General features: G+C 41.7%; 29 protein-coding genes. All 29 read right to left on the bottom strand.

Annotation, left to right across the window (positions count from 1 at the left end; translation table 11 throughout):
• Positions 1–31 precede the first annotated feature (31 nt).
• The 29 genes from CSV76_RS15480 to CSV76_RS15345 all read right to left on the bottom strand — a co-directional run bounded on the left by CSV76_RS15480 (position 32) and on the right by CSV76_RS15345 (position 19,816).
• Positions 32–340 (bottom strand): hypothetical protein, encoded by a 309-nt coding sequence (locus CSV76_RS15480; protein WP_099626161.1) that lies wholly within the window; start codon positions 338–340, stop codon positions 32–34.
• Complete coding sequence (locus tag CSV76_RS15475) at positions 341–1,159, bottom strand: putative phage tail protein (RefSeq protein WP_099626160.1); 819 nt, start codon at positions 1,157–1,159, stop codon at positions 341–343. It lies immediately after the preceding gene.
• A 4-nt stretch (positions 1,160–1,163) separates the two neighbouring features.
• On the bottom strand, positions 1,164–1,505 hold the full coding sequence (locus tag CSV76_RS15470; protein ID WP_099626159.1) for a phage tail fiber protein: 342 nt from the start codon (positions 1,503–1,505) through the stop codon (positions 1,164–1,166).
• On the bottom strand, positions 1,505–2,542 hold the full coding sequence (locus tag CSV76_RS15465; RefSeq protein ID WP_099626158.1) for a baseplate J/gp47 family protein: 1,038 nt from the start codon (positions 2,540–2,542) through the stop codon (positions 1,505–1,507). Before CSV76_RS15465 ends, CSV76_RS15470 begins: the two co-directional genes overlap by 1 nt.
• On the bottom strand, positions 2,526–2,975 hold the full coding sequence (locus CSV76_RS15460; protein WP_099626157.1) for a DUF2634 domain-containing protein: 450 nt from the start codon (positions 2,973–2,975) through the stop codon (positions 2,526–2,528). Before CSV76_RS15460 ends, CSV76_RS15465 begins: the two co-directional genes overlap by 17 nt.
• A gap of 4 nt (positions 2,976–2,979) precedes the next feature.
• Complete coding sequence (locus CSV76_RS15455) at positions 2,980–3,321, bottom strand: DUF2577 family protein (RefSeq protein WP_158232834.1); 342 nt, start codon at positions 3,319–3,321, stop codon at positions 2,980–2,982.
• A gap of 2 nt (positions 3,322–3,323) precedes the next feature.
• Positions 3,324–4,721 carry a C40 family peptidase gene (locus CSV76_RS15450; RefSeq protein WP_099626155.1) on the bottom strand — a complete coding sequence of 466 codons (1,398 nt, stop codon included), beginning with the start codon at positions 4,719–4,721 and terminating at the stop codon, positions 3,324–3,326.
• Entirely contained in the window at positions 4,718–5,332 is a 615-nt protein-coding gene (locus CSV76_RS15445) for a LysM peptidoglycan-binding domain-containing protein (RefSeq protein ID WP_099626154.1), read from the bottom strand. The genes CSV76_RS15450 and CSV76_RS15445 overlap by 4 nt, the downstream gene beginning before the upstream one ends.
• Positions 5,333–5,345: 13 nt before the next feature.
• Positions 5,346–7,280: a phage tail tape measure protein gene (locus CSV76_RS15440; protein WP_099626153.1), complete on the bottom strand. Its 1,935-nt coding sequence runs from the start codon at positions 7,278–7,280 to the stop codon at positions 5,346–5,348.
• Positions 7,281–7,491: 211 nt separating this feature from the next.
• On the bottom strand, positions 7,492–7,872 hold the full coding sequence (locus CSV76_RS15435; protein WP_158232833.1) for a phage tail assembly chaperone: 381 nt from the start codon (positions 7,870–7,872) through the stop codon (positions 7,492–7,494).
• 16 nt (positions 7,873–7,888) lie between these two features.
• Positions 7,889–8,332 carry a phage tail tube protein gene (locus CSV76_RS15430; RefSeq protein WP_099626151.1) on the bottom strand — a complete coding sequence of 148 codons (444 nt, stop codon included), beginning with the start codon at positions 8,330–8,332 and terminating at the stop codon, positions 7,889–7,891.
• 28 nt (positions 8,333–8,360) lie between these two features.
• Positions 8,361–9,413, bottom strand: coding sequence for a phage tail sheath C-terminal domain-containing protein (locus tag CSV76_RS15425; protein WP_099626150.1), 1,053 nt, complete (start codon positions 9,411–9,413; stop codon positions 8,361–8,363).
• A 21-nt stretch (positions 9,414–9,434) separates the two neighbouring features.
• Positions 9,435–9,905 carry a phage tail terminator family protein gene (locus CSV76_RS15420; protein ID WP_099626149.1) on the bottom strand — a complete coding sequence of 157 codons (471 nt, stop codon included), beginning with the start codon at positions 9,903–9,905 and terminating at the stop codon, positions 9,435–9,437.
• A complete protein-coding gene (locus tag CSV76_RS15415) occupies positions 9,902–10,276 on the bottom strand; it encodes an HK97 gp10 family phage protein (protein ID WP_099626148.1) in 375 nt (124 codons plus the stop codon). Before CSV76_RS15415 ends, CSV76_RS15420 begins: the two co-directional genes overlap by 4 nt.
• Positions 10,276–10,629 carry an ABC transporter ATP-binding protein gene (locus CSV76_RS15410; RefSeq protein ID WP_099626147.1) on the bottom strand — a complete coding sequence of 118 codons (354 nt, stop codon included), beginning with the start codon at positions 10,627–10,629 and terminating at the stop codon, positions 10,276–10,278. The genes CSV76_RS15415 and CSV76_RS15410 overlap by 1 nt, the downstream gene beginning before the upstream one ends.
• Positions 10,626–10,880 carry a phage head-tail connector protein gene (locus CSV76_RS15405; RefSeq protein ID WP_233204514.1) on the bottom strand — a complete coding sequence of 85 codons (255 nt, stop codon included), beginning with the start codon at positions 10,878–10,880 and terminating at the stop codon, positions 10,626–10,628. The genes CSV76_RS15410 and CSV76_RS15405 overlap by 4 nt, the downstream gene beginning before the upstream one ends.
• Positions 10,881–10,893: 13 nt before the next feature.
• The gene (locus CSV76_RS17430; protein WP_158232831.1) at positions 10,894–11,304 is read right to left on the bottom strand and encodes a hypothetical protein; all 411 of its coding nucleotides are present in this window, start codon (positions 11,302–11,304) and stop codon (positions 10,894–10,896) included.
• A 14-nt stretch (positions 11,305–11,318) separates the two neighbouring features.
• Entirely contained in the window at positions 11,319–12,341 is a 1,023-nt protein-coding gene (locus CSV76_RS15400; protein WP_099626145.1) for a major capsid protein, read from the bottom strand.
• 56 nt (positions 12,342–12,397) lie between these two features.
• Positions 12,398–12,709: a hypothetical protein gene (locus CSV76_RS15395; RefSeq protein ID WP_099626144.1), complete on the bottom strand. Its 312-nt coding sequence runs from the start codon at positions 12,707–12,709 to the stop codon at positions 12,398–12,400.
• Between the two features lie 16 nt (positions 12,710–12,725).
• On the bottom strand, positions 12,726–13,331 hold the full coding sequence (locus CSV76_RS15390) for a DUF4355 domain-containing protein (protein ID WP_158232830.1): 606 nt from the start codon (positions 13,329–13,331) through the stop codon (positions 12,726–12,728).
• A gap of 53 nt (positions 13,332–13,384) precedes the next feature.
• On the bottom strand, positions 13,385–14,248 hold the full coding sequence (locus tag CSV76_RS15385; RefSeq protein ID WP_099626142.1) for a minor capsid protein: 864 nt from the start codon (positions 14,246–14,248) through the stop codon (positions 13,385–13,387).
• Entirely contained in the window at positions 14,241–15,554 is a 1,314-nt protein-coding gene (locus CSV76_RS15380) for a phage portal protein (protein WP_099626141.1), read from the bottom strand. Before CSV76_RS15380 ends, CSV76_RS15385 begins: the two co-directional genes overlap by 8 nt.
• A gap of 32 nt (positions 15,555–15,586) precedes the next feature.
• Complete coding sequence (locus CSV76_RS15375; RefSeq protein ID WP_099626140.1) at positions 15,587–15,838, bottom strand: hypothetical protein; 252 nt, start codon at positions 15,836–15,838, stop codon at positions 15,587–15,589.
• A gap of 5 nt (positions 15,839–15,843) precedes the next feature.
• Positions 15,844–16,134, bottom strand: a complete 291-nt coding sequence (locus CSV76_RS15370) for an ImmA/IrrE family metallo-endopeptidase (protein ID WP_099626139.1) — start codon at positions 16,132–16,134, stop codon at positions 15,844–15,846.
• Positions 16,131–16,313 (bottom strand): hypothetical protein, encoded by a 183-nt coding sequence (locus CSV76_RS15365; protein ID WP_099626138.1) that lies wholly within the window; start codon positions 16,311–16,313, stop codon positions 16,131–16,133. Before CSV76_RS15365 ends, CSV76_RS15370 begins: the two co-directional genes overlap by 4 nt.
• 6 nt (positions 16,314–16,319) lie before the next feature.
• Positions 16,320–18,041 (bottom strand): hypothetical protein, encoded by a 1,722-nt coding sequence (locus CSV76_RS15360; protein ID WP_143560383.1) that lies wholly within the window; start codon positions 18,039–18,041, stop codon positions 16,320–16,322.
• A gap of 102 nt (positions 18,042–18,143) precedes the next feature.
• The gene (locus tag CSV76_RS15355; RefSeq protein ID WP_099626136.1) at positions 18,144–18,707 is read right to left on the bottom strand and encodes a recombinase family protein; all 564 of its coding nucleotides are present in this window, start codon (positions 18,705–18,707) and stop codon (positions 18,144–18,146) included.
• Between the two features lie 121 nt (positions 18,708–18,828).
• Positions 18,829–19,239, bottom strand: a complete 411-nt coding sequence (locus tag CSV76_RS15350; protein ID WP_099626135.1) for a phBC6A51 family helix-turn-helix protein — start codon at positions 19,237–19,239, stop codon at positions 18,829–18,831.
• A 196-nt stretch (positions 19,240–19,435) separates the two neighbouring features.
• Complete coding sequence (locus CSV76_RS15345) at positions 19,436–19,816, bottom strand: hypothetical protein (protein ID WP_143560382.1); 381 nt, start codon at positions 19,814–19,816, stop codon at positions 19,436–19,438.
• Between the last annotated feature and the right edge of the window lies 1 nt (position 19,817).

The raw sequence follows: 19,817 nt of genomic DNA, 5'->3' as shown, positions 1-19,817 counted from the left end.
TCGGATGTAGGTAAATTAATTTCCGGCATTATTAAACCTCCTCATAAACAAAAATTAAACCATCTTCATTTGCGTTTGGTTTAAATCCGTATTTGTAGTTTCCATCTGCTGTTCGGTGTGGCATACTTTCCGCCTCATGCGTCGTAAGCTTTCTTTTATTTTCATTGATTCCACCGGCTAATGTCTTATCGACAGTCTCTAATTCAGGGATAATAGCAGAGCCATCTTTCAACTCTCCGACTGCCGCATCGATTTTATCGGAGTTCTCATTTAAATCTGCAACATTTACATATTCGATACCCGCAGGTTTCTTTAAATCTAACCTTGGTGTATTCTCCAATCAAATCACCTCTTCCGTTATTCTTAATTCATCCCAGGTATACTTGGCCACATCATTCCACGTTAAATGACTAATAGAATCCCAGGTATTGTACGTAAATATATAAGTTAATCCCAAGTGCGCCGGGATGATGATATCGAGCGCCTTCTTAAGCCCCGGTAGATTGTCTGGAGCACCACGAGTACCGACAAATCGAACCTCGTATAAGCCAACTGTTTCGGTTGGGTTCACTTCTACTTCGCCATTGCTATACCCACTGGCTACAATTTTTATTATTTCCTCTGTAGTTTGCGCAAACGACGCACGGTTGCGACTGCTAATTTGTTCGCGTCGCTGTCGATAATCTAAATCGTTGATAGGCTCAATACCTAAATCCCTTTCATAGATATTCAACCGCTCGATAGCGGTATCCAAGAACATGTTCCTGTTCACAATTTCGGTATCTTGTTCCAGTCGCCTGAACTCTTTGTCGTAAGCACCAATGATTTCATTGAACGCTCTTGAACCACGTTCATATTTTGGTAAATAGTTGTTTAACATAATGGTTTTATAGTCGCGATTGCTGACTACAATGTTTACAATCATTTCTGTTCGTGTGCGCACGATTACAGGTGACTGGACAATCTTCACGCCTGTTGCCGTCATGTCAGTATAGGTTGTTGCAGTTGTATAGGAACGCTCCACTGCCACGCCTGTGGAAGATTGCTCTGTTTCGGTGTCCATCAGTGCTAGGCGAAAATCCATCCATTGATAAGCGGACAAGTCATCCCATGTTAATACACTGACGTCTTGCCATCGATAGCCTGGTAATACAGTCATTTCATCACCTCAATCTAACGATCAAGTAATTTTTAGGAATCTTGTATTGACTGGATACGTCAATTGTTTTGACAAATTCTGCAGGTGACATGAACAGCATATTGCCAGCGGTTGCTGCATCGAATATCGCAATGTGGGTAATCTCTCCCCACACTTCTTGAGCGATTGGGAAAAGGATATCTGCGTTATTACTCGTTTGACCGTCTGCAGCCGCTGCAAACGTTACAGGCTTCCGTGTGTAACTCGCCTTCGCTACTTCTACAGCGCCGCTGAATAACGCTACGTGTACGCCTGTCAGCTCTTGATTTAACACTTTGTTTTTTAGATAGGTTGTCATATTATCCATTAACTCACACCCCCAATCACAGCGACCTCTTCATTACCAACCGGAACGTTTCCTGTTCCCAAATTTACAAGTAGATTTTCATAGTCCAACACACCATCAGTTTCCAAGATGATGCTCCCTATTTTCGCGTAGGAAATATACGACGCTTTAAACGCGACCGATTGAAGATAACCGGATACGTTACTTGCAATTCGGGACTTTACTTCTACTACCTCGTAACCTTCTACGAGTGTGATTGTCGCGGATATGTCTATCGGTTTCGAAGTTGCACTCACAACAGTCACTGTGGCACCGAAAGGACGTTCCTTCTCAATATAGGCAGCTGTAGCATTTACCAAGTCGACGCCGGCGGGCAATCCTACAGAGTCTACAATAATCACTTTCACAGTGAGTAAGCCATTCCATCGCGGAATAACTTTCACGCCACCCACTCCAGCGACTTCTTTTGCCCATTGCTCATAATGATATTTATTACCTGATTTTGCCGGCCTTTGTAGTTTTTCATAATAGCGACCTAAAAAAGTTTCATCATTTTCTTCATCATATCCATTTGTGATTTCATAAGGATTGTAAACATCCACGACGCCGACTACAGAAGTGGGGAAATCATTTATAGCATTTACTGGAACGTTACCAATAGAGCCGTCTATGGTCGCTTTCACATTCACAGTAGCTCGTCCTGTTTCATCTAGCGTTTTACTTTCAGTCACTGCAAATTCAACATCTCCGGCACTTACTAAAGCGCCTTCTTCTATTACAGTACCTGCTTCACCAGATATGACGACTTTTCCTTCTGCAAATGTTGAAAGCCTTCTTGTCAACCCAGTGCGTTGATAGATAAACCTCTCCAACTCTCCGCCTTCCAGATTCTCTATATCTATTTTTCCGCCAATATACTCTACATTTCTATAAGCAGTAAAAAACTCTGTCGCTGCAGCAGATAACGGATCATGCACAAAACTATTTTCGGATTTATCTTCTGTATTCGAGATATGATTCAGCATATCTGCTGTAATCTGTTCAGGCGACCTGTTCACTGTATTCCACCTCCCCGTATGGAGTGATAGCTGTAAACGATATGGTTAGTAAATTATCGAAAAAAACAATTTCTACCTCATTTATGTCTGTCACATAATCGCTTAGATTGTACTCGATTGCCTCTCTTATATACCGTTCGGCTTCACTATTAATCAAATCTTGTGTATATCCTCGTCCTATAAGCTCAGTGATTTCACTTCCATAATCCCAAGTGAATATGACTTCTCTAAATCTTACGGTTTTAAATAATTTCCAAAGCCATATTTTTATAGCTTCATTCCCAAACACAAAAAACATTTTTCCGTTTTTGTACCGGAAATCTTGCTTGTCAAAATCCCAAGCATACTCTTTTGCTAAAGGCAGTTCTGTTTCGAGCTCTTCAATCGTTTCTTCGGTAGCTTCAATAAACGGGAATATATCCACTTCTGCCATACGCCTACACCCCCCTAACTCGCGCTATAATGATATACAGTTGCTTGTCAGCCGTCTGTAATATAGCTAATTGATCGCCAACTTTTATACCGTCTGTAAATACCATAGTTCCTGAATCACTGCCATTCGGAATATACCTGTTAGTTTTATAATCTCTTTTATACTCTTCTAGGAGATAGTCGGAAACTAATACATTGTCCCGGTCAATCGGCAAATCACCGATTGTTATTTTCAACGGTGAAGCTGAAACGACCTCTCCAATCCTCACGTTATCCGTTGCTCTATCTATTACTTTGTTTTTACCTTTAGTTATTTCAAGTAATTTACTATAAGGGTTTTCTTTCATTGTCATATCCCCTTTATCCTGTACGCATAATCGAATCTATTACCTAATGAGCCATAAGCAACTTTCATAATAGAATATCTCGCTTCAAGTGTTCGGTTGCCACCCATATAGATAGCCACGTGACCTCTCTGCCACAGTATATCCCCTCTACGTATCTGCGAACGTGCCACTTTAGTAAAGCGTCCATCGCTGTGTATAGAGCGTGTGGTCAAGTGAGCGTTGTTCGTAATGCCTGCCATCTTCATAGCACGCCCGACTAAACTAGAGCAGTCAGCAGAACTTGGACCCATTCGATTAGGTTGTGAATACCTATAACCCAACATACTTTCAGCAGCACTAATAAACTTACTTAGTTTATTAGTACCGACTACATTACCACCACTAGAACTGCCACTCGAAGAAGAACCGCTACCTGAGTTATTACTCGCTTCTTGCTTTGCAATTTCGTCTGGATCTTCACCAGCGGCCTGCGAGTCCATAATATTCTGGAATGCTAAACCTAAACTCATCTTGTGCTGGCCATTTTCGAAATTATGTTCATCATTTACAATATAAAATAAACCGACCAATCCCGTATGTTCTTCTTGTATTCTTACAGCATTACCTGTTATACAATCCCAACTACCCAATGCAACTATTGATGCGGTTTTCTCAATCCCTTTTAGCAAACTTCTAGCGCCATCCTTGCCATCATCTCCGCTGTACACATCTTGCAAACGTCCAGGCACGCCTTCAAGTTTGACCTCACCTTTGTACTTGCCATCTTGTGTGTATATTTTGACAACGTTAATAACACTCTCTGCGCTTTCACCGTACTTAGCGTCAATAATTGAAGTTGAAGGGTCTAATACATAGGTTGCTATTTGTTTGCCTTTTTCCTTTATGTTTAATTTACCTTTATCCATTAGAGGGATGTATTGCTTTTTTGTCTTGTTACTTTCAAATGTATAAGCAGTCATGATGATGTTATAGATCTCTTCACCGTCAAATATCCTTTTGATAGGACTGCCAATGGGGATGTTACCAGTGGGGATGCCGAAATCTTTACATACTCTTCTGGTAATCGCGCCTGGTGTCACGTTTTTAAAATTGTAAGTACCTTTACTTTTAAGAAAGTAAATAAGCCCATCGTAACTAACAACATCTATCTCGTTGTTAGACAAGGACTTGTCTTTGGCAAAAACATAACCTCTATATTTTTCAGTGTCACCGTCTTTCATCTTAATCATATCGAACATTTTAAGATTTAAAACCGGTATGTTTTTATCAGTTGGCGATGATACAATGCCGAAAGTAAGAACTCTTGCTACTTGCTTGTCATCTCCGCTCCATTTTACAGCCGTGACGAAATCAGTTATGTCCACTTCGCTTCCATTAGTAACATGAATGATTTTAATCATATGATCAACTTCTGTCCGGCAATTAATTTGTTAGGGTTTTTAATTTTGTTTTCTTTAGCTATTTTTTCATAGTTCATAGCATTACCTGTTTGTTTCTGAGCAATCAACCAGAGAGTATCACCTTTTTTAACGGTATACGTTTTCTTCTCTTTTGTTTTTGTTGGGGCGGGCCTTTTCGTTTTCGCTTCATTTTTTGTACTGTTATTCTTCGTTTTTTTGATTCTGACATATTCACTTAATAGTAAAGTGTAATAGACATCTTTAGTACCGTCTCTGATGCCGTGATCGAAATTTTCAATACCAACTTCCATGTTTACACCAGTTTGAGTAATAATTAATCTCAAGGGCTTACCAGACGATTTCCATTTTTTGATTAACTCTACGCATTTCCAAGGAGGTGGGAAACCTTTGTAAGCAACAAAACTGTATTCTTTCGAAGGAAAAAAGGATACGATATCTACTTCTTCTAATTCGCTTTTCCCTAATAAATTTATCATTCCAATAGTATTGATCATTACTTTTTCATTAGTGTTACTGCTTTTCACTTCAAATTCTTCAGGCAAGACAGGTAGCCTAAACCTTTGATCATCCATACTTAACCAAATCTCCATTTAAAACTACCTCCTATACCATATTGAAATCTACAGCTTCTAATTTTTTAACGAGCATTGTTGCTATTTTATCAATATCAGATTCTTCTCTTACTACAATGTGATCTGCCAACTTTGCAATATTTATTGACCATTTGCTCTCATTCTTGGTAGTGGTCGTTGCAGAAGTAGTGTTATTTATTACACCGCTACCTCGATAGCTCTCAGCTTTAGGTCTAGGGAGTACGGCTTCATATTTATGCAGTTCGGAAACATACTCATTCTTGGTAGTGGTCGTTGCAGAAGTAGTGTTTTCTACGACATTCCCTTTACCTTTTCGGTAACGTTCTGCTTCAGACTTAGGTAATATTTGCTCGTCCTTATGCAGTTCAGCCACATACCCGTCGTAAGGCACTCTGCGTAAACCAGTAGCGTGGGAGCCTTGGATTAAACCCTCACCGCCGAATACTTTTGGTATGCCTATCTTCGGCATTTTAAAATTACTGACAGAGCTTTTAAAGTCATCCCATTTATCTTTTAGCTTCCCAAAGAAGTCCAAGACAGGCTGCATGGCTGTCAGTATATTTTCTTTCATCGATGCAAACTTTTCTTTTGTTGTTTTCCATAGGCTGACTGCAGTTGCTTTGATTTTATCCCAGTTTTTATAAACTAAAATTCCCACACCGATCAGAATACCAAACGCTGTAATAACTAAACCTACAGGGTTAGCGGTCATAGCTGTATTTAATAGCCATTGCTTAGCAGTCATAATTCCAGTTACTGCGGATTGAGCCAATGTCGCAAGCTTCCAAATCCCAAAAGCGGTAGCGATACCAATAACGAATGGTTCAATTACTGACCAGTTATCGACAATCGTATGGTAAATATCCATTGCTCCGTCCACCATATCGGAAAGCGCATCCACAACAATCGGAATACCTTCTTGTCCTAACCAAGTAAAAACTGGTTGGGAAGCTTCATATAACCCACTGATTTTTTCTCCGATGGTTTTGAAAATATCACGCATGCCTTCTAAGGTCGGCTGATTATTCATTACAGCTTCTTTAATGGCGTTAAATACATAGGTTCCTTTGTCACCGAGCCATCCGATAACGGAACCTACGGCATCGAAAACGGTAGTGAACATAGCCTGTGCAACCGGAAGCTTATCAATTGCGAATTCCATAAGCCCTTGAAAGAAGGGCATCATCCCGGCAATCGCTTTTACCCCGAATGCCTGTACGCCCCGGGTCAGATCGTCCCAGGTGTCGTTGAATTTTTCTGCAGCTCCCAGCGTATCTTCCCCGATAACAAAACCTAATTCTTTCGCGTTCTTTTGCGCGTCTTCCATCGAGAGAGATCCGTCTTGTATTGCCGGCATTAGTTCCTGTGCAAGTTTAGTACCGAATAACTCCGATGCAAGAGCGGCTTTGTCTTGTTCATTCGTCATTTTGGATAAAGCTGTGACTGATTGAGACATTGCATCCTCAGTGGACAGTGTGCCATCTTTCACAGCGGTCATATCAATGCCAAGCGCTTTTAAAGCTCCGGTGTACTTCTCGTTACCGCCTCTAGCTTCACCTACACGTTGATTCAATCGCTTCATCGACTTTTCCATATCGTTAGTAGATACACCGTTTTGACCTGCCCAGTAATCCATCTCTTGGTAAAAGTCAGATGATACACCCATTTTTCTGGACGTTTTAGCTACGTTATCGAAACCGTCTGTTACCTTCTTAGTCATAGCGAATGCGGCTGCGGTGGCTCCAACAGTTGCAGTACCAATAGCTGCTATTCCGATGGCAGCAGTTTTACCTGCTTTTTTCAGGCTTCCTCCGAATGACGAACCTGCTTCACTCGTTTTGTCTAATTCATCTTTTAACTTACCTGTAGCACTTGCCGATTCTTTCACACCTGATGTGAAAGCATTGTCTTTTAGTTCTAAGATAGCGCCTAATATATAACTCACTTTTTCACCTCGTTTTCTACAGTGAAAATAAAAAGGGACGGATATTAACCCATCCCCATAGCTTGCATTTTCTTCTTTTCTTCATCTTCTGCTACTAACATTGAAGCATTATAAAAATACTTATCCATTTTTGATAGGCTCAAGATATAATCATGAGTAAAACCCTTCTGAAGATAGTAATGAATTAAATATAGATCACCATCTTCAGTGATTAGTTTTTTATATCATCTACTACCTTTACGCTGTTGCCATAGCCAGCGAGATTAATACAAGCTTGAGCAATTCGCGAAACTTCTCCAGGCTCGAAAATGGCATGGACGATTTCCATCGGGTTATGCTCAACGCCATACTCTTTGTGCAGTTCTGTAGATTTTAAATTCGGCTCAATGACACATTCATAAGTCGTGTATTCGTCACCACCGTCCCCTGCCATTTCCATCGCATCCACAACTAGTGATTTTTCCGGCTGTTTGATCTTGATATGCGAATCAAGCGATTGAATATGGAGCGTCTGCTTCTTCTTGTTTTTTCTGTTATTTTTAAGTTCTGCTTTACGTTTAATTAATTCTTTGATTGAAATCGGCTGTGCCATTCTAATCTCTCCCTTTTTATTCAATAGTTTCTTGGATGTCCACACTAGAAGCGGTATATCCGAATGGATATTCTCTTTCGCCCATCTCACCTCTAGCAAAAGAAAGCAAGATGATTTCATTGAACCATACGTTATTGATTGTGATACGTTCCTTTTGTCCACCTGTAGCATCTGGGTCATCATTGAGTCCTGTTAATGTGGAGCGCGGATCCTTCCCCTCATTCCAAGCTTGAAGAAGTTTCTTGATACCGCGGGAATATACTTTCTTCAAAGTCATAGACCCCTCACCTGTAAGACTGATCAGCTTGCTATCTATATCCATAGAAGCTCCGACGCTGACTTCTTCTCTATTTGCTACAATCTTAGATTCGAACGATTCCACTTCAAAAATCAATTCTCCATCCCACCAGAGTTTGGCGTGCTTACCGTTTAACACCCGACGGCCTTCTAAAACAGTCATTTAATCATCCCTTTCTTTCCTTACGAATTTATACCGCTATATCGAGGAACAGATCTTCCATCGCGTCGACGAATTTCACTGCAGCTCCTGCAAATACTTTTTCGTCCGTGTTGTATTCTAGAATCTGTTGAATGGTCAATTCATCCACATTTACGCCAATGGACTTTAGATATAAATACTGTGCTTCAAAGTTAATTTCAGCGCGGTTGTCATAATTGATATCTAAAATATTGTCATTTGCAATAATTTTGAAATACGCATTGACAGCACCTAAAAACAGCAATTTATTATCATAATTGTTGATGACCTTACCCACGTACGAGTCATTGAAAGTGTCGCGAATATCATCTTTCACAAAGTCCATGCCTTCTACCCGCTTGATTTTGCTAAACTGTTTAGATTTTTGCACGGTGAAAGTGGTCAAACTGTTCACGGCACGTCCGATCTTAGTCTTCTCGCCATCGTGAATTAAGATAAGTTCGCCAGCATCGATAGCTGCATCTGGATCTTCCACTTCCTTAACTGAATCCACTTCTGGGAAAACGTAATACGTAGCAGAACGAGTGAACGGCAAACCCGCTAATGCTCCAGCAACACGTGCTGTGTATTCGGCTGTGGTATATTCCTTCTCGCCTACTTTAATTTCTTCTGCGGTAAAGTTAATGACTCCTTCGTCATCAGCCTTATTACTAGGCAGGACCGCCTTAATCGTTTTTCTTTTGTTCAACCGCTGGCTTTTAATAAAACTTGCAATTGCTGTAGCGTCTTCGGCTGTAGCAAACGGTGCGGCCAAATAATTTATTTTCATGTTTTTAATAAGATTTAAACCTTCAGCTACTGTGCCTTCCGTACCAATATTCACTACAATCACTTTTGACGGCGTTCCCATGAAGGTTTTATTAATGTAATCTACATTTTTCGCCTCGTACGTCCCGCCAGGCACATCCTCAATGCCTTTATATGCAACTACACTAGCTGTTGCCGTGTCTTTTATTAACAGCGCTACAACGCCTTTCTGAGAGCGTTTAATAGCTGATACCGCTTTTGATTTAAACGCGATCAATACCTCTGGTAATCCCAAATCAATCAACTCCTTATTTCGTTATTTAAGTTCCAACTTTTCCATAAACCGTATCTTGCCTTCGGTATAGCCCAGTTCTTCATCGTCCTCTGTAAAATCGTCACCTGCAAAAAGCACATTTACTCCATCGTCAAAATTCAACGTGAAAGTGAACGTCAACACATCTTCCATAAAATCGCTTTTTGTGCGAATAATAGAAAAGAATCTATTTCCCACTTTCAATGTGTTGTGGAATATAGATTCTAGGGCGTCAGCCATTATTAAATTTTCTTCATTCGTACGACTCAATGAATAGCAGTCTAGTTTAACCATTAACGATTTCTCAATAAACAGCCTGGTAGAATGTGCCGATTCAAGAGGAACGAAATACAAATAGAAGGAAGGTCTTTTGAAATCAGTCGGCATCTTTTCGGCGTACCTGGTATGGTTTGGGTATTTCTTTTTCAAAAGATTCAAGATAGAACGCTTTATATCCACAATCGAGATACTCATAATTTCAAATCACCTGCCAACTCTTCAAAGAAATTCTTCATTTCATCAGGGAAACGATTATTCATCTGTTCCACTGCTTTCTCGAGCATGTGATGTCCTTCTACTTTTTGTCCGCTATTCGCATGTATGAAACCTTTCTCGACGTGAGGTGCATAATCTTGATTGGTCCCAACCTCACCGACACCATTTGAAATTTGACCGACAGTCCATTTCCTTTTCAAGTTTCCGCTATCCACAGGCGTGCCTTGCTTTGTATCAGCCAAAACCATCATCTGCATCCGTGCAATTTGATTGTCTATTTTCTCAGGCGTTTCATTCGCCAATTTCAGCAATCGCTTTTGAAACTTATCAAAACCATATGTTTGGCTCATTAGGCTTCATCCTCTCTCAGCAACGGAACTTCCTGATGATAAGGGTAGGGAATCGATTCGCCCGCCTTGTATTTACGGACCAGTCCGTTTTCAAACACAGCCGTGATAATATCGCCTGGCAAAATCAGATAGGCCGGAGAACAAAACAATTTCGTATTGTATTCAACAATATTACGCGGATCGGTCTGTCTGGCATTCCATCCTGAATTCTGACTCACCGCGCAATCGATATCCTCATATAAGACAGCTACCCCAGGCTTCGTCTCTCCATACTCGTCCTCAAAATCCCCATGACGCTGTACAGTGGCCTTGTGAAAGTAAGTCGACTCAATGATCGTCTGTTCGATATTCACCCTATAATCACCCGCCTGAAGCGTTCTAATTCACCACTGTAACGTTCTAGTGTACGGTGGAAAGCGTCGCTCGAATCGTAGGACATCGAAGTATCACCGCGTTTGATGGATGTAATGCCACCAATAGAGGTATTGTTCATTTTGCCAGTCACCATCTCCACAACAATGTGGTCCAGCTCCACCGGGAAGTCGTCGCGCCAGCATTCATTCATAATCCGCTGCTTCGCCGATTGTATATAATGATCAATCACTAGATTCTTTGAATCATCTGTCAGATTCAGAATCTCCTTGATAATCGGCAGCAAAGAGGTTGCCGATGTCGTTTTTGACTGATTCACCTGGTTCAACGGTGGCGCCAATGCCGGAATCTCCGTCAAGCTCGCTTTGTTCGGATCCATTCTGTTCACCTTCAATCTTCGAAAGAATGTCCTCTTTTTTCATACTATGGCTAACAGAAAACCCATTCACCTTCGCAAATTCCAGAAGTTCATTCTTCGTCATCTCGTGATAATTCTTATTGTGGGCAGTCTTGTCAGTTGCGGTTTTATCACCCTCATCCAAAACTTCCACTAACTTTTCCATAACGTGTTCAGTCTTCATTTGAAACACAACACCCACCCCGTAACGTTCGTTTTCATAACGCACAGGTATATCTTTCACTCTGACTTTAGGCAATGTTCTTCACTCCCTTATTCGATTGGTGTCGCTTGGAACACTTCGCCAGCCGCTGGGAATGAAGGCATTGCCGTAGCGACTGCTTTCGTCCAAGTAGAAACAGGATCCAACGACTCTTCGTAGACCATAGCCAAAACATTCCCAATCTGTGATTGATTGACGGCTGGATCACGTACTAAACGGTTCTCTTCAGGAGTAGGACCATACAGCGTTTCGCCGAGCTGCCCTTCTCCAAACATTACGAATGCATCTTTCGGGAAATAACGGTGTTGCGTGTATGTGCCGTCTTTATTTTGCTTTCGGTATTGCTTGTCATACGTTGCAATCATCGGTAGATCATGCTGCTGCATAAAGGCATTAAGGTCCGCACGAGTTGCTACACGCATGGAATCACGTCCGTACAACGCACCGATAATTTTCGGATGACGTAGCAGAGCGGACAATACCGCATTAGAAGTCAGTGCACGACTTGGGCTTGTCCCTAACGTATCTGCCCAGCGTAGTAAATCTTCGATTGGATCGGATGTATCAGCAGTCCATAGACCAACTCCGGACAACGCTTCTTTGTGAGCGGCAGGCACACCATAATCCACTGAGAGGTCAAGGTTATTTTCATCTAATGTCACAGTCCCTTTTGCTAATGCTTCCATACGCATTGCTTCAACGCGAGCGCGTACACCCGCTGTCAATACATCGATATCGTTGAATACGTTCTTCATCAAGTATTCTTGCTCTGCCTGATTACGTGGCTGTTCAATTGCGATGATGTCACGCTCTTTCAACTGCATCTTGCGTTTAATTAATGCAAGCTCGATTGCCATTTTACTAGCTTCACGGCTGCCGATCTCTGCCTCTGTGTCAAATGCATGGATAGACGCAACGACAGGCATTGAGTTGCCACCCTTGATCATATCGAATTCAAGTGACTGCTTTTTGATTTCGGGGAAAAGCGTTTCACCCACCAATGCAGGATACTCTCTGTTTTTCATATAATTTAATACTTCTTTTTGGTCAAATAATTCTAAAATACTTGGCATGTTTATGCCCTCCATTCAATCAGTTTTATAGTTTAGTCAGATCAGTCATTTTTTACTTAGCGGAATTTGATCCCTGGTAGTTCTGGTTTCGCCAACGCGTCCACAAGTTCGGGCAAACGTTCTTCAATAACCCACGCTTCATAAAGTACAGCGCCTGGTTGTGGTCCTTCTGTTACGTCTACATCTGAGTAAACCAGACCTTTAGCTGTTGCGTCATTCGCAGGCCATACCGTGCCCGCCTTTACAACCTTGCGGCCATTTGCATCTGCAGCTACCCCCGAATTACTAATTTGTTCCGTGAAGCTCGTAACCGTTGCACTTGCTAAAAAATTAATACCCTCTGCCTTACCATAGTTTTTTACATACATGAAAAATTCTCCTCTCTTACTCCCAAATTTTATTGTCTACTGGTTTTGCTGAATCGTTTGCAGCCTTAGCAAAACGAGAACCTGTCCCTTTATCGTCAGAGCCATCTGTACCTGGTGGTGTATATTCATTTTTTTTCATACTTTTTTCCACCATCTGTTGACCGAAACTTTTCAATTCATTCTCATATTTTTCTAGATTTTGCAAAGTTGTATCTTCATCTTCACCCAAGAAAAAATCAATTGCAGATGTTGGAAGTCCTTTTTCGGTTACGATAGTCAAGGCTTTATTCTTTAATGACTCCCGCTGCTTTTCTCGCTCCATGTCTGCCAGTTGCTTTCTAATCTTTTCTAACTCGATGTCTTGTGGAGATTTATCAGGATTCAGTTCCTTTAATTTCTCTTCAATCAACGACTGAAGATTATTTGCTTTCCACGTTTCCAATGATTTAGACGAGTGACGATCTTTTTGTGAATCCAGCCACGACTTGATAGTCGCATCGCTTTGAGATAACTGTTCAATCTTCTGCACGTCCACAGCACCCTGCAGACCCGTTAAAAATTGTTTCACCTCATCCTTGTCTTTGTTCGCTTCTAAAAACGCTCTGATTTCATCAATTGTCATAATTACTTTTCCTCCTATTGCCCTTGTGACGTTGCCCCCACAGACGCAAATTATTAAATACCTTGTGACTCTTTCCATTTCGTATAGGACGTATAGTCAATATCCTTCTTTGCTTCATTATCAAATTTACGGGTAGGACTCCATCCCTCAACAGCCGGAATATAATCTGAGCGACAACCGACGTGTGTGTCTCCCGGAATTTCCGGTTTGTTATCGATGGGAAAAGTCTTACCGTCCAACTCTTCGCAGATGTCGCTTGTGTCATTGTCCAGAGTCGCGTCGAACATGACCTCGTCCACTACGCCAGACTCTTCATATATCTCGTCTTGCGCTTGTCTGGTGCACCTGGCTACCTCGTTCTGAACTAGTCTGGTGCTTTCATAAGCCGATACGCCGAATTGGTTTTTCAACTCTCTTGCTAGTTTTTTAGGATCCGTACCGTCAATCATGTTTCGTTCAAGTAACTCTCTTGTACGAGCCACTAGCTTTTCTTTGTTATCCCATATTCGATCACTAAACATCTTGCCTTCAATCGGCATATTTACAGCAGCGCTCACAAACTCTGGACGCAACAACGAAAAAGACACGGTCTGTGATAGCCCCCTGTCCAAGTTGTAAGCTGTTCGATAATAGCTTTCTTGATATGCATCTTTTAAAATCGTGGTCGTTTCTGTCAGCTCGACAGCACCTAACGACTGCGCTTGTTCAACAATCTGACGATTCAAGTTGATCAAAACACTGTATTTTTGCTGATCAGATATCTTCAACACACCATCTTCAATGTATTTTGATGTAAGTCGAGCCAGTTCCCCGTCCAAACGGTTCTGTGATTGTCGATAGGCTGTGAGAAGCGGCTTCAAATCTTTACTGGCTTGCCGTTCAATCAATTTACGGATACGCTGCACTTCTTTATCCATCGTCAACTGTATCACCCGCTACCGCTTTCTCATTCAGCCCAATACGCTCCAAAGCATCTAGGTCAAGCATACCCTCCATGGCTTTCTTTCGTTCAGCGTAAAATTGCTCTAGTTCCAATTCTGCATTCTCTACGAATGGCAACAGGGTCAATAAAGTCCTTTGACTTACCGTATCGCGCAACTTACTGATCGTGTCAGCAAGTAATAGAATGTCATTCGGAATATTCATCGTAAATTTCAGCTTAATTTTCCGATAGTCGTACTCTTTGCCTGTTAGAAAATAAATGTAACGGAAGAAATTCTTCAGCCTCGCTTTAATCGTCTGTTCTAACATGGACTGCATCAAGATGCATTTGTTCTCCAATGCAATCATTCGCGAACGGAGAGCGGATCCACTGACATTCGATTGCAGCTTCTCGTTTGTATCAATATGTGAGGCGAGTTTATAAATTTTTTCTTCCAACGTGCCTAGCAAGTTCTGAACGAATGTATCGTTGATTTCTTTAATCAAGTAGCTGATGTCCGCGTTACCGCCAGTCTGAATAATTCCCGACTTCTTCATTTTATTCGCTTCGTCAGGTTCAAGCTTTGCACCGACGATTTTCAAAAATGCTTGACGGAAATCACTCACTTCATTCACCAAGTCTGACAGCACCACGTTATACGCGTCGTTCTCGGACTTGATATCGTCGAGCATGGATTGACGTTCTGGATTAGCTGCACACACGCGCAACGGTGGCGCTTCAAAGTTGATGCCTTGTACGTTTAATTGCTCTAGTTTTTCAGAATACGTATAGACCTTATTTTCGTGGTAGACATCATACCGAACCTCCCCACTGAAAAGGTGCTCTTTGTATTCATGGACAGCCAATACGACGTTCCTATCAGCACCGCCAGACTCCATAACAAAACAATTCAATGGGTTAAGGACCGTTGCTTTGAATTCATTGTCGGCAATGTACTGTAGCTCATAGCTTTCTCCATAAATGTTCGCTTGTTTCATCAGATGCTGATCATGCACCTTTGCCCAGTGCGAAAAATGCTGATCAATTAACTCAGCTACTTCCGTATCGCCTTCATATGAAATATAGTTAACCGGATTACCCAGCGCATACGCAATTTCATCGTTAATGAACTTTTTAAAGTAGTTGACGACCACCGTCATATTGGAACGCGATTCCTGATAGGCATAATCATTCACAATGTCGTGTTGACCATCATAATAGTCTTTATATTTCTTGAATTTCTTTTGATTGACCTTCAGCCGATCCACGCATTCTTTCAGCAATTCATCTGTTAGCTTCACTTACTCACCGCCTTTCTGTTCCTGCATGTTATTTAAATAATGTTTCGGATTTCATCTACATCACCAAAAGAAAAACCGCGGATATAAACTTTTTTATTCATGACATGATTCAAATTCTCATCATACGCACTGAGATAAAAATTTTCTTTATCTTCAAACGAACGTTTAGGAATAACGATAACTTCATCTACTCCTTCTGCACTAATACCGATGAAAACATATGGAGAATCAGCTTCTCTCGCTTTGTTAAAGTTGTTTTGTAAATGTTGCTTTGTTAATGACATTCAAATCAATCCTTTCCAAACTGTAATCGATTATCTTTAAGTACCTGGTACAACACAATGCTCAAACGATTCACCATATCCTCGTCCTGTTCGTCATACCCTGCTTCCATAAATATTGCGTGGGTTAGTTCATGAACAAAGATTTGCTCCTTCTTTGTTTTGCACATAGCTGAATCAATTTTGATTTTCCCTTTGTGGTAAATTACTTGACCACCAAGTTCATGTTCTTCCACAAAACCTTCAACTTCCTGGACGGTATAATCGATTCCAGCCACCTTCACTTGAGTGGGAATCATATTTGTTTTAATTTCTCAATTATTTTTTTAGTGATCCGTTCAATCGTTTCTTCTTCTGAAAATAAAGCTTCACCTTGCATCATTACCGTGTTTTCGATTTTCGCAGTACGATTATTCCTTTGCATCTCTTTCCTGATTAGTTGCAACTCATCTGCAATCTTTTTCAATTGTTTTTCCATCTCTGTTTACCTCCCAAATAGTACTGAACTGCCATAAAAACGAACCGTCGGCACATCTTCAATCTCATCAATCAGACGATCAAATTCTGCAGTCGCGTCCGCCGCATCATCGTGCAGCGTATAGCCCGCGCCCTCGTATGTAAGAATCTGATCCGTGAATTCGTGATCTTCTTCTGCAAATAAAATAAAGCCGCTATCTACTTTTGCAGATATGGCTCGGATCTTAGCTTCTTTATTTTTATTTTGTCGTTCATTGATGATTTCAATATTTCTCGAGAATAGATGGGGTAGCTTATCAATTCTTGTTTGTATCTCCCGCACGTCCGCACCGTTGAAGGTGTTTTTCTCTACCCAAATGTGCGTGATATCCTCAAACTTTTCTAGCATCTCAATCACATTCCGGATGTATTCGTCAAACTCCACTTTCAGCAGACGACCCTCCCGCACCCAGCGGAATTCATTGGACGTCTTCGAACCCACAATAATGGCTGTGAAATCATTACGCTTCCCTGTTTCAACTGCCGGGTCAATGATCATGATCGTTTTCACGAAGTCCTGCAGCTCTATTTCGTCACGCGCCATCGTTTTAATCTGGTGGAACGCTTTCGCGCCGATTTTGTCCGCGTCATTCTGCATCTCTTGTTTGAAGGATGTCGGATCCTCGTAATAATCCAGTGCCAAATCCAAACAGTCGAACTTGTCGGGCCATAACGTCTCATACTGCATAGCTTCTTCGTTCTGATAATAAAATTCTTTCGCGTTCTCTTCAGCGTGCGGATCTGTTGCGTTATAATACGTCTTTTTGAACTCTGCCCACAGTCCTGTATTAAAGAGCTCGTCCACATCTGGATGATTGATGACTTTCTCTTTAATGCTGCGGTACGATTTCGTTTTCAATAACCGGCTCATGAAACAATCACGATGAAGAATAGTACCCAGCGCAATAAACTTAGTAGCCATCTTGATTTTCTTTCCATCCCGATAGACTGCCTTGTCACCGGCATACTTTGCATCTTGCTGCCAGGTATCATACTTCTTGTCCCGCGCTTCCTGCGTAATGACGTCCGATTTCCCTTGGTAGTCATCCGCGATGATGATCGTTGGACGGGACCCATTAAACTTCTTACCACGAATGGATGAGGTAGAAGAGATCGCCTGGATCTTCGTCTTATTCGTCAGTTCCAGTTCCAACTTATTCGTCGTATGCTTTCGGCTGTCGACCAGTTCCCCAAACGTGTGCAGAATATATTCATTCTCTTCAAACGCTTGGCGCGTCTCTCGGATAAACTCCACCGCATCCTGTTCCGTACGACCACCCACCAATGTATACGTGCTGATCTTGTAACAATGCGACCACACTGATAGCGCCATATCCGCCACCGTCGTTTTACCAACACCGCGCGGCAAGACCTGGGCTGAGTTGTCGTATTCATCTCGGATCAGCATATTCTCTAGTTCGTTCCATATTCGATAATGGACAGGGGCGAGTTGTCGCGCTTCGTTATTCTCTTTCGGCACGAATACATCCTGCAGAAAATACAGACAGAAGAATTCAAGCGACCGTCTACCCAAGCTGTGTGCCAGACTATTCGCCCCGAACAAATTGTTCCGATGATCAATCATCAACTCTTGCGCTCGTTCTTTGCCGAACGTAGTGGAGAGATGGCGATACAGCGTCTGTCTGTTTTCCTTCGTGTTGATATTGTCTAACTCCGCTATGATACTCACCTCCTGAACTTGTTAAAAATATATGAAAAATGGTGGAGGCAACCAACCGCCATTTCGGAAAATCCAAAACAGAAGCCACCCCCATTAAAAAAACAGCCACAATTATTCTGTGACCGTTCGTTTTTCCCTGACCGCTCTGATCAAGGTACTCTTACTTATTCCAGTTTTTTCTTCGACTTGCTTGTATGTCATTGATTCAAGTAGCTCTATTCCATGTGCTATTTGTTTGGAGTTGAACTTCTTAGGTCTACCCTCTTTAAAGTCAGGGTCTAGCCTAGCAATAGCCTTTCCTTCTTGTGTACGTTCCACAATCATGTCGCGTTCGAACTCAGCAAACGAACTCATGACATTAAAGATGAGTCTGCCTGTGGGTGTGTCCTCTACCAGTCCCATATTCAGGACGTGCACCCTAACCCCCCTGCCAAACAATTCTTTAATGACATTGATGCCGTCTACAGTTGACCGTGCAAACCTGTCCAGTTTCGTTATCACCAATGTGTCTCCTGTTTCCAACACGTCCAACAACTTATTAAACTCAGGTCGATCACGTTTAGTTCCAGTGAATTTGTCCTGGTATATCTTTTCGCAACCTTCGTTAGTAAGTTGATTCAACTGTGATTGTAAATCCTGCTGTTGTGTGGAGACTCGTGCGTAACCGTATTTCATAACGACTCATCCTTTATCAATGAATTTAGCCTGTCACTTATGACGCTTATATATGACACTCTATTAACACTGATACTATCATGTCGTCTTTCAGGTGTCAATACCTTTAAGTTATGACACTTTAAGAGTTATCTATTTCTTCGAATTCATCCTGTAATATGTCTACCTCGGTAGGTTTCACCTTGGTGGTGTTCGCGACTTCTACACGGGAGGTTGGTTTGCCTATTTGGTTTTCAATAAAGAAACGGTAACCATCGGCGCTAACCCTGGCATTGTCGCATGTCTTAATAAGTTTCCAGTAGTCTTCGACAGCAGTAACCAACTTTGATTGTATTAATCCTTTGGCAAAACTTTCAAACTCATGTTTAAGTTCGTCCACCCTAGCAGCAAATACATCGTCTTGTGTTTCCCATTTCCATAATGTGCTTCTACCTATGCCTAGCTGTCGTGCTACCTCTTGTTTCTCTAGTCCTCCAGTAGCCAACAACTGTGCCGCAGCCTCTTTATCATGGGGTAATTTAATCATGCTCATATCGATTCCTGACACCTCCTACGCGTATACACTAATCAGACGCGATAATATACTGTTTATTTTTATTAATCGTTATTTAATTTTACACAAAAAACCACCCAGTCGGAACAACTGGATGGAATCGGAGATTAGGTGGATTTTACCGACCAACTGGTCTAGTACCACAATACCATTTTAACACGCCCTATTCGGCTTGTCAGTGTACAGAAAGTGCCTTCTTTACTCTTGCTGATACTTTCTTGATCCAGTCTACAGAATAGCCCAAGTCTTTCGCAATATCTTCTAGTCGTTTCTTCTCGACGTACCGCTTGTAAGCTACCTGGTATTCTATCGCTTCAAACTCTTGTAGTTTATGCTCGATATGTTTCCGGTACTTCTCTTTACGCTCTAGTTCGAGTTCGAGACGTTCTATGTGCACGGCGATTTCATCCATCCGTTGTGCGGCTTGATCCATACGGACGGTGCTACCCAGTCTGCCTGTGAAGCCCCACTCTTTTCGTTCGCTGATATGTTGGTTCAGCATGTACTCTAGCAGGTCTATTTCGTTCTGTAAGTCATTATAGTGTTTATACGGCATC

The organism is Sporosarcina sp. P17b (genome assembly GCF_002743115.1).
Lineage (GTDB): Bacteria > Bacillota > Bacilli > Bacillales_A > Planococcaceae > Sporosarcina > Sporosarcina ureae_C.
This window is presented reverse-complemented; position numbering and strand designations above follow the sequence as displayed.

Excerpts from the sequence above, each read along its gene's own strand:
- CSV76_RS15475 (WP_099626160.1), bottom strand. The coding sequence starts at position 1,159 with ATGACTGTATTACCAGGCTATCGATGGCAAGACGTCAGTGTATTAACA.
- CSV76_RS15445 (WP_099626154.1), bottom strand. The coding sequence starts at position 5,332 with ATGGAGATTTGGTTAAGTATGGATGATCAAAGGTTTAGGCTACCTGTC.
- CSV76_RS15365 (WP_099626138.1), bottom strand. The coding sequence starts at position 16,313 with ATGGAAAAACAATTGAAAAAGATTGCAGATGAGTTGCAACTAATCAGG.
- CSV76_RS15375 (WP_099626140.1), bottom strand. The coding sequence starts at position 15,838 with ATGTCATTAACAAAGCAACATTTACAAAACAACTTTAACAAAGCGAGA.
- CSV76_RS15385 (WP_099626142.1), bottom strand. The coding sequence starts at position 14,248 with ATGGATAAAGAAGTGCAGCGTATCCGTAAATTGATTGAACGGCAAGCC.
- CSV76_RS15420 (WP_099626149.1), bottom strand. The coding sequence starts at position 9,905 with ATGAGTATCTCGATTGTGGATATAAAGCGTTCTATCTTGAATCTTTTG.
- CSV76_RS15435 (WP_158232833.1), bottom strand. The coding sequence starts at position 7,872 with ATGGCACAGCCGATTTCAATCAAAGAATTAATTAAACGTAAAGCAGAA.
- CSV76_RS15370 (WP_099626139.1), bottom strand. The coding sequence starts at position 16,134 with ATGATTCCCACTCAAGTGAAGGTGGCTGGAATCGATTATACCGTCCAG.
- CSV76_RS15355 (WP_099626136.1), bottom strand. The coding sequence starts at position 18,707 with ATGAAATACGGTTACGCACGAGTCTCCACACAACAGCAGGATTTACAA.
- CSV76_RS15400 (WP_099626145.1), bottom strand. The coding sequence starts at position 12,341 with ATGCCAAGTATTTTAGAATTATTTGACCAAAAAGAAGTATTAAATTAT.
- CSV76_RS15470 (WP_099626159.1), bottom strand. The coding sequence starts at position 1,505 with ATGGATAATATGACAACCTATCTAAAAAACAAAGTGTTAAATCAAGAG.
- CSV76_RS15455 (WP_158232834.1), bottom strand. The coding sequence starts at position 3,321 with ATGAAAGAAAACCCTTATAGTAAATTACTTGAAATAACTAAAGGTAAA.
- CSV76_RS15415 (WP_099626148.1), bottom strand. The coding sequence starts at position 10,276 with ATGAGCCAAACATATGGTTTTGATAAGTTTCAAAAGCGATTGCTGAAA.
- CSV76_RS15390 (WP_158232830.1), bottom strand. The coding sequence starts at position 13,331 with ATGACAATTGATGAAATCAGAGCGTTTTTAGAAGCGAACAAAGACAAG.
- CSV76_RS15430 (WP_099626151.1), bottom strand. The coding sequence starts at position 8,332 with ATGACTGTTTTAGAAGGCCGTCGGGTGTTAAACGGTAAGCACGCCAAA.
- CSV76_RS15350 (WP_099626135.1), bottom strand. The coding sequence starts at position 19,239 with ATGAGCATGATTAAATTACCCCATGATAAAGAGGCTGCGGCACAGTTG.
- CSV76_RS15395 (WP_099626144.1), bottom strand. The coding sequence starts at position 12,709 with ATGTATGTAAAAAACTATGGTAAGGCAGAGGGTATTAATTTTTTAGCA.
- CSV76_RS15450 (WP_099626155.1), bottom strand. The coding sequence starts at position 4,721 with ATGATTAAAATCATTCATGTTACTAATGGAAGCGAAGTGGACATAACT.
- CSV76_RS15345 (WP_143560382.1), bottom strand. The coding sequence starts at position 19,816 with ATGCCGTATAAACACTATAATGACTTACAGAACGAAATAGACCTGCTA.
- CSV76_RS15460 (WP_099626157.1), bottom strand. The coding sequence starts at position 2,975 with ATGGCAGAAGTGGATATATTCCCGTTTATTGAAGCTACCGAAGAAACG.